General features: G+C 37.5%; 8 protein-coding genes. 4 read left to right on the forward strand and 4 right to left on the reverse strand.

Going from position 1 to position 11,717, the window contains the following annotated elements:
* Positions 1–4: 4 nt before the first annotated feature.
* Positions 5–937 carry a MoxR family ATPase gene (locus H4J62_RS15840; protein ID WP_182217036.1) on the reverse strand — a complete coding sequence of 311 codons (933 nt, stop codon included), beginning with the start codon at positions 935–937 and terminating at the stop codon, positions 5–7.
* A 361-nt stretch (positions 938–1,298) separates the two neighbouring features.
* On the opposite strand from H4J62_RS15840, the gene H4J62_RS15845 reads away from it, so the two are divergent.
* Positions 1,299–2,996 (forward strand): proline--tRNA ligase, encoded by a 1,698-nt coding sequence (locus H4J62_RS15845; protein ID WP_182217038.1) that lies wholly within the window; start codon positions 1,299–1,301, stop codon positions 2,994–2,996.
* Positions 2,997–3,175: 179 nt separating this feature from the next.
* Here H4J62_RS15845 and H4J62_RS15850 read toward each other — a convergent pair whose 3' ends face one another.
* Positions 3,176–4,498, reverse strand: coding sequence for a hypothetical protein (locus H4J62_RS15850; RefSeq protein ID WP_182217040.1), 1,323 nt, complete (start codon positions 4,496–4,498; stop codon positions 3,176–3,178).
* 100 nt (positions 4,499–4,598) lie between these two features.
* Positions 4,599–5,189, reverse strand: coding sequence for a hypothetical protein (locus H4J62_RS15855; RefSeq protein WP_182217041.1), 591 nt, complete (start codon positions 5,187–5,189; stop codon positions 4,599–4,601).
* A 169-nt stretch (positions 5,190–5,358) separates the two neighbouring features.
* Here H4J62_RS15855 and H4J62_RS15860 point away from each other — a divergent pair, with 169 nt between their 5' ends.
* Positions 5,359–6,573, forward strand: a complete 1,215-nt coding sequence (locus H4J62_RS15860; protein ID WP_070373985.1) for a pyridoxal phosphate-dependent aminotransferase — start codon at positions 5,359–5,361, stop codon at positions 6,571–6,573.
* Between the two features lie 23 nt (positions 6,574–6,596).
* Positions 6,597–7,190 carry a 5'-deoxynucleotidase gene (yfbR, locus tag H4J62_RS15865; RefSeq protein ID WP_070373986.1) on the forward strand — a complete coding sequence of 198 codons (594 nt, stop codon included), beginning with the start codon at positions 6,597–6,599 and terminating at the stop codon, positions 7,188–7,190.
* Between the two features lie 88 nt (positions 7,191–7,278).
* Here yfbR and H4J62_RS15870 read toward each other — a convergent pair whose 3' ends face one another.
* Complete coding sequence (locus H4J62_RS15870; protein WP_182217043.1) at positions 7,279–8,829, reverse strand: HD domain-containing phosphohydrolase; 1,551 nt, start codon at positions 8,827–8,829, stop codon at positions 7,279–7,281.
* A 402-nt stretch (positions 8,830–9,231) separates the two neighbouring features.
* Between H4J62_RS15870 and H4J62_RS15875 the strand changes: the two genes are divergently transcribed.
* Positions 9,232–11,193 (forward strand): methyl-accepting chemotaxis protein, encoded by a 1,962-nt coding sequence (locus H4J62_RS15875; RefSeq protein ID WP_182217045.1) that lies wholly within the window; start codon positions 9,232–9,234, stop codon positions 11,191–11,193.
* Positions 11,194–11,717: the final 524 nt, after the last annotated feature.

The raw sequence follows: 11,717 nt of genomic DNA on the forward strand, positions 1-11,717 counted from the left end.
TACATTATGGATTCAGTGGGTTTAAAACATTAACTTGTGCTATAACCTGCGCTGAAATTTTATCTTGTTGCTCACCAAAGCCAAGCGTGGTCAACTCAAGTCTATGTTGACATACCGAACTAAAGACGGTTTGAATATCTTCGGGGATGACATAGGTCCTCTCATCGATAAAGGCCCATGCTTTCGCTGCAGCCACCAGTGCTTGTCCAGCTCTTGGTGATAAAGGTCTACCAGCAAACCCTTGTTGACGACTGACATGATTTAAGGCGATTACATAGTCAATAATATTATCTGATACCGTCACTTGTGATACAGCAGCTTGCATGGCGATAAGTTTGTCGGTATCAACACAAGGTAATAGCTTTTTATAGCTCGCGTGGCTACTTTCACTCTGTAAAATTTGTTTTTCTGCCGCTATATCAGGAAATCCCAGAGATATACGCATCATAAATCGATCGAGTTGTGACTCAGGTAAAGGGTATGTGCCCGCATGTATTAAAGGATTTTGTGTGGCGATAACAAAAAAGGGTTGTGGCAGTGGGTAGGTTGTCCCATCAATACTAACCTGATGCTCTTCCATTGCTTCAAGTAAAGCGCTTTGTGTTTTAGGACTTGCTCTGTTGATTTCGTCACTTAACACCACCTGATTAAAAATTGGTCCTCGATGGAGCTCAAACTTTTTAGTGTCAGGATTAAATATTGAGATACCAATAACATCCGCCGGTAACAAGTCACTGGTAAACTGCGTTCGTTGATAACTAAGTCCAAGCGTTTGTGCTAACACCTGCGCTAACGTGGTTTTACCCATGCCTGGTAAATCTTCTATCAAAAGATGACCTTTTGCTAATAGACACGCCAGAGCTAGACGTATTTCGTTAGGCTTACCTAAAACAACCGAGCCGACCTGAGCTAAAATTGCCGTAACTAAAACTTGCATAAAGTGATCACCACGCCATTTAAAAGAGTTGTTGTCATTAAATATACCTGCAGATAAAGTAACAGAACTGCCAAAATAATATCAACAATTACTTAAGATAAACACCCGCAATTAATACCAAAGGGCGATCATTTTACCTAGCCTTGATACGAAGATGAGCTCAAGTAATTAAAATGTACACTGGCACTTAATGGTTAGACTTTATTTTATTTAATTAAATAACCCGTGCAGATAGCTAAAATTGACTCTTTAATGCGTTAAACTTTATTCATCTGAGTTTATATTTTCCTTTTGCCCATCGCCCCGCCCTGCTAGAATAACCGACAATTATATACTTGATATTTTACGGAACCTTTAGTCAATGCGTACTACTCAATACCTACTTTCTACCTTGAAAGAAACGCCAGCCAGCGCCGAAGTGATCAGTCACCAATTAATGTTACGTGCCGGACTTGTTCGAAATGTTGCTTCTGGTTTATATACTTGGTTACCCACAGGTCTCAAAGTATTAAGAAAAGTTGAAAATATTGTTCGTGAAGAAATGGAACGAGCAGGCGCTATTGAAGTATTAATGCCTATGGTTCAACCTGCTGATTTATGGGAAGAGTCTGGACGTTTAAATGATTATGGCCCTGAGCTACTGCGCATAAATGACCGTCATGACCGCGCCTTCGTTTTAGGTCCAACGCACGAAGAAGTCATTACAAAATTAGTCGCTAATGAAATAAATAGTTATAAACAATTACCGCTGAATATATTTCAAATTCAAACAAAATTTCGCGATGAAATACGCCCTCGATTTGGTGTGATGCGTGGTCGTGAATTTTTAATGAAAGACGCCTACTCTTTCCATTTAGGCGAAGAATGTTTAAAGAAAACTTACCAAATTATGTTTGACGCCTATTGCCGTATTTTCGACCGTTTAGGTTTGGATTACCGCCCAGTCATTGCTGACACAGGTTCTATTGGTGGTGAAGCTTCACATGAATTTCATGTTTTAGCTGATTCTGGCGAAGACGATATTGCCTTTAGTGACGGTAGCGATTTTGCAGCAAACGTTGAGAAAGCTGAAGCTATTGCGCCGCTAGGCGAACGAGCAGAGCCAACTCAGGAATTGACTAAGGTAGAATTAAAGCTTGAACGTTTAATCAAAACCTCAAACATAGATTTAAAAACTACGGTTAAAACACTATTAGTGCTTGGCTCTAGTGCTAAAGGTGAGCCAGAAAAATTCATTGCTCTAGTGCTTCGTGGCGATCATCAACTAAATGAAGTTAAAGTTGAAAATTTATCTGTTATCGCTTCACCTTTAACATTTGCAACTGATGAACAAATATCTGCAATTGCTAACTGCCATATCACCTCATTAGGCCCTAGAGGCTTACCTGTTGACGTTATTGTAGACCGCAGTGCTGCTCATCTAAGCGACTTTGTCTGTGGTGCCAACGTAAACGGTCAATCTTATACTGGGGTTAACTGGAAACGTGATTGTGATGAAATCAACATTCAAGATATCCGTAACATCGTCGAAGGCGATCCTAGCCCTTGTGGTCTTGGTAATATTGTCATTAAGCGCGGTATTGAAGTGGGCCATATTTTCCAGTTAGGCGAAAAATACGCACAAGCAATGAATTGTGGCGTATTAACAGAAAATGGTAAAAATCAAACGTTAACTATGGGCTGTTATGGCATAGGCGTTTCACGTATTGTTGCTGCGGCTATTGAACAAAATCATGATGAAAATGGCATAAAATGGCCAGCAGCTATTGCACCATTTCAAGTAGCGATTGTTCCAATGAATATGGCAAAGTCTGCTCGTGTTAAAGAAACCGCAGAAGCTTTATACACACAATTACAGCAAGCTGGCATTGAAGTTATCTTCGATGACCGTAAAGAACGTCCGGGTGTGATGTTTGCCGACCATGAATTAATTGGTACGCCAATATTATTAATTGTTGGTGAACGTAATCTTGATGAACAGAACGTTGAAGTGAAAAACCGTATTAGTGGTGAAAAATCGTTAATGGCAATCAGTGATGTCATGTCTTTATTTAGCTAAACATCACATTGATTAACGGTGAGATGCAAGGATTCAGTAATAATGACTTGATAGTTGATGGTATTTGAGAAAAACCATCTTCGGCTCTGGCATCCAGGCAGTTGTGAATATAACCCCTCATATTGAACATAAAAACGCGACCTTAAGGTCGCGTTTTTTATTGCTGGCTAGCGCTTTAGTTAGTCTTGATAAACAGGAATTTTACGTAAACGCTCATCAATGCTTTGCAGCATGCTACGATAAACTAACGAATCAATATCACGATAATATTGTTCGAATTTTTGTTGGGATATACCTTCGGGTAAACCCGTCAATTCAGGTAAAATCAAGCTTTCATTAATGATATCAGCCAAGTGTTCTTGCACTTTTAAGGCGCTTTCATCCGAGGTTGTCGCCAGCATTGCCAGGCGAGTTCCAGCCCGATCGGCCATCAAGTCGGCAAAACTAAAACCACTACCACCACTGTTTGAGTCTAAAAATTCTTTTAGCTCGCCAATGGCATTACTTGCGGTACTGGTGCCAAATAGCTGCAAAGCAACGGAGTAAATAAAATGCTTTTGAATATCCACTCTTTCGCGTAACGTAACCCTTGCTCGGCGTATTGTTCGCTGTTGTATTTGCTCCGCTGACAGCTTAGAAATATCCCCGACTAAGAGCTCAAACTTATCGGTACCAAAATAAAGCACTAAGGCCATTAAAGCCGCTCGATTCTCTTTTGCCGGTGAATCAGTTATTGCGGCTAAATTACGTTGTTTTACTAAACCAAAAGTAAAACCAACATATTGAGCAAACGAAAGCTTAAGCGTTTTTGACTGCTCAATCGTGTCAACAAGGCTTTGATAATAAAACCGTATCACCTCAACATCACCATATAACGCAAGTTGGTCACGTAAAGCAAAAAGACTATTTTTATTGCTTAATGGCTCATTTTTTAAATCATCTGAAAGCACAATATCTACAGAAATTTTCTCTGCACTAATATCAACGCTTTTGATCATGCTTAATAGCGTGCTACCAAATTCTTCTTTTACATATAGGTTAGTAAACCATTCAGCCAATTTAAGCAATCCATTACCCGGGAGCGCAACATTACCAATATAAACAGTGCCCAAATCAAGACCTTCCTTTGAAGAAACAAGCATCATCTCCACATTAAGGTATTTTATAAACTTGGGTAAAGGCAAGGCTATAGAAAAGTTAATTAAAGCACTGTCTTTAAATAAAACCACATCAGAGCTTAGTTGTGGAATGGCACGGTGACCAAAAGCACTGAGTCCATGAAGTTCAGCCTGAGTAGCTTGCAATTTAATCGGTTGCTGATCACTCTTTAAAGACTGAATTAAACGCTGAGCAATACGTTTATTTTCTGTCGCCGAATTAGCATCAATTTGATGTATTCTTTGCAACTGCGGCGTTGACTGTAAAGCCATAAAAATGACAATGATAGCAAAGCAAAACAGTGAAACGAACAAGAGTAAAATTCTTTTTAACCAAAGTTTCAAAAGTAAACCTTCATTGTACACAATATTATTGAGCTATATTCTGATTGCCTTACCGATAAAAGTATAGTGATAAATACTACTAATTTATCTAGTTAACTGATCAGCAATCACAAATATCCCAATAAATTTTCCGATCGTATAATTTCGCTAAGCGAATATTAAGCGCCTTAAACGTTGTTAAATTCTTATCATGGGGTTTAAAACATTGCCAAATAAATTGGTGACAGTTATTTTCTATCATATGATAATCTCGGTATTGAAAAATTTGTTGCTGAGCACGTTGCGCGGCAAGTTCACTAGCAAAAGGTTTTGCTGTTGAATCACAAGCAATAAAAATATGTTTTCCTGAGCGCTCTTTAGTAAAGCGTTGCACCGAAATAGCTTTAATTAAACCATTACCATCGAGTTCAACAATTGTATTGTCACCAACCCAAATACCGGTGTGATCAAGTATACCGCCAACGCCACAACAAACAATTGCGCCAATTTCTGGTTTCACTTTTTCCGTGGTAGTAAACAAATCGGTTGGATACTGGACAACCGGAGATTCATGTTCATTAAACCGACCGAGACATTGTACATCACGATAATAAAAGCGTTTTCTTTGCTGTTTCTTGCGGTCATCGGCTAACTCTTTTACCGCGAATGCAGATATTGCAGCAGCCCCTAACCATAATAAAGGTAATGGCATTATTGACCTCCGTGCTTAAATTTCACTCAATTAATAACAAGATGACGCTTTTATTTCATTAATGCTATAAGAAACTTGCAAGTAACTGTTTCAAAGCGGTTGATTATTAGTAACAATGAGGGATACATAATCAACCACAATATGAAAAATATTCTATGAGACGCCGCTAATGAAAAACATCAAAAAATCATCAAAATTGAATAATGTTTGTTATGAAATTAGAGGACAGATCGCCGCCGAAGCCCGAAAGTTAGAAGATGAAGGTCATAAAATATTAAAGCTTAATATCGGTAACCCTGCCCCGTTTGGTTTTGCTGCCCCCGATGATATTTTAAAAGATGTTATTCGCAACCTACCGACAGCTCAAGGGTATTGCGAATCTAAAGGTATTTATTCAGCACGTGTTGCCGTGATGCAGTATTTTCAGCAACAAGGTATATTAGATGTTAGCGTTGAAGATATTTTTATCGGTAATGGTGTCAGTGAATTAATTGTGATGGCGATGCAAGCGTTATTAAATAATGACGATGAAGTCTTGATACCCGCACCCGATTACCCCTTGTGGACAGCATCTGTAGCGCTATCGGGTGGCAAAGCTATTCATTATCGCTGTGACGAAGAAAACCAATGGTTTCCTGACCTAGTAGATATGGCGAACAAGATCACCGATAAAACCAAAGCTATTGTGCTAATTAACCCCAATAACCCAACGGGCGCTGTTTACAGTGAAGCGCTGTTAAAGGGCATTATTGAACTAGCACGTAAGCACGACTTAATTATTTTCAGTGACGAAATTTATGACAAAATTTTGTATGACGAAGCTACACATATACCTACCGCGAGTTTGGCACAAGATGTTTTAATTATTACTATGGGCGGTTTATCAAAAAATTACCGTATCGCTGGCTTTCGCGCTGGGTGGATGGTAATTAGTGGTCCTAAATTTCATGCGGAAGATTACTTAGAAGGCTTGAATATTCTTGCTTCAATGCGCTTATGTGCCAACGTGCCTTGTCAACATGCTATTCAAACAGCATTAGGTGGCTATCAAAGTATTAATGAATTGATAAAGGATGATGGCCGTTTAATCAAGCAGCGAAATCTAGCGCATAAAATGATCAACGAAATTGATGGTTTATCTTGTAACCCTGCGATGGGGGCCTTGTATTTGTTTGTTAAAGTTGACCAAGAAAAATTTAACATTCTTGATGATGAGAAAATGATTTTAGATTTACTCAGACAAGAAAAAATTCTTTTGGTTCATGGCGGTGCGTTTAACATTCAGGAGAAAAATTATTTTCGTTTAGTTTTTCTACCCCATGTTGACGAATTAGTGCCGGCAATGGCCAAACTTAAGAATTTTTTCAGTACCTATAGCCAATAACTACTTATATTAAGGAAATAACCATGCAGAGTACTTTTTTAGCTTGGATGTTCAGAATGCCGTTAATCAAACGTTGGGCGCTAATGTTTTGTGTGAAGCCAGAAAACGTTGCCGAGCACTCACATCAAGTTGCGATTGTCGCTCACTTGCTAGCGGTCATTAAAAATAAGAAATTTGGCGGTAACATCAATGCTGACCGTGTCGCCACTATCGCTTTATATCATGAGGCAAGTGAAACTCGCTATGGCGATATTGTTAGCCCAACTAAATATGCTAATAAAGAAATTGCAAGAGAATTCAAGAAGATAGAGTACCTAGCAGAAAAAGAATGTTTAGCGTCTTTACCTGAAGAGTTTCAGGAACTTTTTTCGGATATTATTGTTCAAGATAACGTTGAAGTCCATTATAAAGCGATAGTAAAAGCGGCGGACATTTTAGTCGCTTATATCAAGGCACTCGATGAGCTCAATCACCACAACCCTGAGTTTTTACACGTTAAAGAGCGATTAGAAATAAAACTAGACGGGTTAAAAAAAGAAATGCCTGAAGTTGAATATTTTATGGATATATTCCTTGAAGCTTGTTCAGCCACGGTCGATAAGATAAGCCAAAATTAAGTTCATGTTAACCTGAAAGTAGAACATTAATAAAAATGTTCTACTCTTTACCTAATTGACAAGAATAACCTCGGTTGCTTATACAGTTTTATAATGGAAATTCACCTGGATTTAACACTCTAATTTGGCAAAACTCATCATAGTTTTCTATAAACACATCAATCATTTTTTCTTCAAACTTTTTGCCGCTTTGTTCAATTAAGAAAGCTTTTATCTCGGTATCAGACCATTTCTCTTTATAACAACTCTCAGAGCCCAAGGTATCAAAAACGTCTGCAATAGCCATAATACGTGCTTCAAGCGGAATTTCTTCACCACTTAAGCCATCGGGGTAACCACTGCCATCCCAATTTTCATGATGGTAATGTGCTAACCTTGCACCTAGCTTTGAAACACTCGTTTTAGATTTTGACAACAATTGAAACCCTGCGTCGGCATGAGTTTTCATAATTTCCCATTCGTTGTTATCAAGCTTGCCCGGTTTATGGAGTAAATTAACGGGAATAACCACCTTGCCAATATCGTGTAGTGGTGCAGCTAAGCGAATAGCATTAACAAAGGCATCACTTAGTTGTAATTTTTTCGCTAACAGTTCACAAATAAGTGCAACTCGATGAACGTGAGCCCCAGTATCTTTACTACGCGTTTCAATGGCTTCTCCAACGATATAGAGCAGTTCTTTCTGAGTTTTCTCTAGCTCATGTTGTTTGGATAAACTATCAAGGATAAGGGCAACATTAGTGGCAAACAACTCGGCTAAACTGGCTTTAAAATGCTCTGCGTCATCTTCGAATTCAATATAAAGTACTGAGACTGAATTGCCTGATGTTTCATAATATCCAACAAATATTTCATCGGTGAAATAATGCTTTTTATTTTCGAACGCTTTCTGGATTAAATGTTTAACATCACTAGAAATATCTGACGCTTCAAGACTATCTGACTCACTCACATACTTACCGGTACAGGCAATAATCAGATTTGAGCTAGTTTCATCATATTCTAATTGGCTTCGGGCAATATAAAGCGCAGAGCTGTCAACATCCATTAAAGTCAATAAGTGTTCTAAAGCAGCAGAGCCAAAAGGCTTGAATTGATTAATTTTCAAAAGATCATGAGTGGCTTTTATTAACTGTTTAAAAGCATCTAAACTACGCTGTATCGTCATTATGTCACGATAAGCGCGAATACTTGCGTAGACAGTTGTAGTCATTTTACCGGCAGTAAAATCAGTTTTTTCTTTATAGTCATTAATATCAAATTCTTTAATCACTTTAGCTTCAGGAGCTGATCCTGCCTGACCCGTTCTTAGAATAAGACGTATTGCTTGGTTTTTTAAGGTATTACGGATCCATTCAACAAGCTCCAAACCTGCATGATCAGTTTCCATAACAACATCAACAAAGGCCATGCAAAAGGTATCATCTTTTAATAATATCTCACGAGCTTCAATAGAAGAATAAGCCGAAACAATTTCCAAGCTTCTGTGTTCAATAGTAGCATCCGCTAAAACCAGTCGAGTGACTTGATGCACAGATTCATCATCATCAATGACAAGTATCCGCCAGACCTTGTGCTTCTTTGGTTTTGACGTTAAGGACTCGCCTGCAGATTCTTCTTTAAAGAGAAAGTTTGACATTATTAATTCGTATTATTGTTATAGTTAACCCTAAGTGTAATAAATATATAGAATATTTCCTGCTATTTATGTAAATAATTGGTAAATATAATAAATAAATCCTTAAAATAATGGGCAATATAATCTAAAACACCTATAGACAAAGCAAAGTGGCTATTCTTCACTGATAAACTTTTACTAATAAAACACAACGAATAGTCATAGATGGCGAGAGAATTTTCCGTGAAGTTTGTTGAGGCTTTTTTAAAAATTTTTGGATTTTTAAAATACTGAAATGGGCAAGTAAGATCGGTCACAGTTTTGTCGTTTAGCCAGTACTTTCGCTCTGACTCATTTGGGCTTGGTCTCAGTATGATTCTCAGTTATATTATGGCTACATTTACGATTATTTAATGAATTTTTATGAATATTCGCTCTAAACTAACGTTGAGCTTTGCTGCTACGGTTATTTTACCAATTATTGCCATTGCAATTGTCAGTATATCAATGACGATTTCTATATCTTCAACAAGCTTTGTGGAACGCACTCAGGATGAATTAAGGCAAGTAGACAACGGCTTTCAGCTGTTCTTCCAACAAATCAAAGCTAACGTAAAATTTTTAGCTCAAAATAAATTGACAACCCAACTTCCTGATAATACTCATACTTATATTGACTCTGATCATATGATGGAGCCAAAAAATGATTCTGTCGAAGAATTAAATTTATATAAGCTATATGAAGATTTTGGTTCATCACACCCTGATTTACTATACGTATACACAGGCACCAAAGAAGGTGGCTTTGTTCAATATCCATTAGAAGTGCTTGGAGGTTATGATCCAAGACAACGTCCTTGGTACAAACAGGCGCTAGCCTCTCCAAACGCTCCAATTATTACTGAAGCATATCAAGATGTCATAGGAAAACCTGTAGTAACTTCTGCATTAGTGGTCAAAAATAAGCAAGGCGACATCATAGGTGTACAAGGTCTAGATGTTACCCTTTCAACATTAACGGATATATTAAGTAATACAAAACTAGGTGAAAGCGGCTATCTCATTCTTATTGATGAGTCAGGAACCGTATTAGCTGATGCCAAAACACCCGAGAATAACTTCAAAAATATTAAAGATCTTTCATCATCATCATTATTTTCCATATTACAAAAAAGTCCAAATCAAGATCATTTTTCTACCGAGCATTTAGGTGAAGATGTTGACGTTGCCAGTTATTATTCAAAAGAACTAAAGTGGCGTTTTGTTGGCGTCATCCATAGCGATGAAATTTTAGCGCCTGCATATAATATGAGTCAGACCATTACCGTGATTGCCTTTATCATGGTTACATTATTTATTGCCATAGGATTTTGGTTAGCCAATCGAATTGTTCAACCTATTAACCGTGTGGCTGAAGGTTTGCGTGATATTGCACAAGGTGATGGAAATTTAACTAAGCGACTAGAGGTTATTGGTCAAGATGAAGTCAGTGAATTGGCTCAATGGTTTAATCAATTCTTAGACTCGATTCATCAGCTTGTCGTTGATATTAAAACCTGTGCATCAACATTAAATGTGGTAGCTAATCAATCGGGTATACAAATCGCTGATGTAAAATCAGTCAGCCATAAACAAGAACAATCAATAAATAATGTGAATAACCTTATCGCAACGATGACAGATATCGCACATCAAACATCAAACGACTGCCAAGAAAGTTCAACGACTATTATGAAAACTGAAGAGTACTCCAAAAAGGGTATTTCGTTAATTTCTGTCACGGTAAGTGAAGTGAGTTCGTTAAATCAATCGTTAAGTGAATCATCTCAATCGATGAAGTCACTTGAACTGGAAAGTGAGAATATTACTAAAATATTAGATGTTATCAGAAGCATTGCCGAACAAACCAATCTTTTAGCACTTAATGCGGCTATTGAAGCGGCAAGAGCTGGTGAGCAAGGGCGAGGCTTTGCTGTGGTCGCAGATGAAGTGAGAACATTAGCGCAACGCTCGCGAGGCGCTACCGAAGAAATTGATGCTGTATTAATGAACTTGCTGGATAAAACACGTGTTGTTTCTCAACAAATGGGCGTGAATGTCGAACAATCGAAACAGGCTATCAATAAAATTGAACAAGCGAACCAATCATTTAACGAAATCAGTACTTTGGTTGGACAAATGAAGGTAAATATCTCGCGTATTACTCAAGCCGCAGATCAACAGTGCAGTTCATCGGACTTGATCAATGACGATATTAGTGGCATTAATCAATCGGCAAAAGGTATTGTTAATACTGCTGATACATTGGCCGATGGATCGAATGACTTACTTGTTTTATCTAAAGATTTAACAAATTTAGTCGGTCGCTTTAAAGTCAATAATTAACACCAATATTAGTATTAAGTAACGAAGCACTATATTTTAACTATTTATACGAACCTGTAACAGATTTTGTTACAGGCTCTAGCCAACTTTTTTGCCCTACTTAAACGCCTTATTCTTGCTTAGTAAAGATTATAAGTAATGAGCCCCATAGACCAAAAATACTGGTGAGGGCATTTAATAAATATTCCTTAGTAACCTAACACCTTATTAGTATGCATTTCGATTTAAACTGTCGACATATCGAGCTGATTAATTCACACACAACATTTTATATAATAGATTTAGTAAGTGGCCAGCAAGCTTATCTGTTTTGAGTGTCTTTTATGAATAAAAGTAACAGGCTATGTGTTATTCGATCCCAAAAATGGCACGTTATGCACATACTCCAAACAGTGTAAACCGATAAAAAACAAATGGTTGAAAATTCAATTGAGATAAACTCGTCTAAATTCCTATGTTACATAAACGTACCAAATTTATCATTCAGTTATTCATTTATTCATTTATTCATTTATTCATTTATT

Origin of the sequence: Colwellia sp. BRX8-5 (genome assembly GCF_014077325.1) — a bacterium.
Lineage (GTDB): Bacteria > Pseudomonadota > Gammaproteobacteria > Enterobacterales > Alteromonadaceae > Colwellia_A.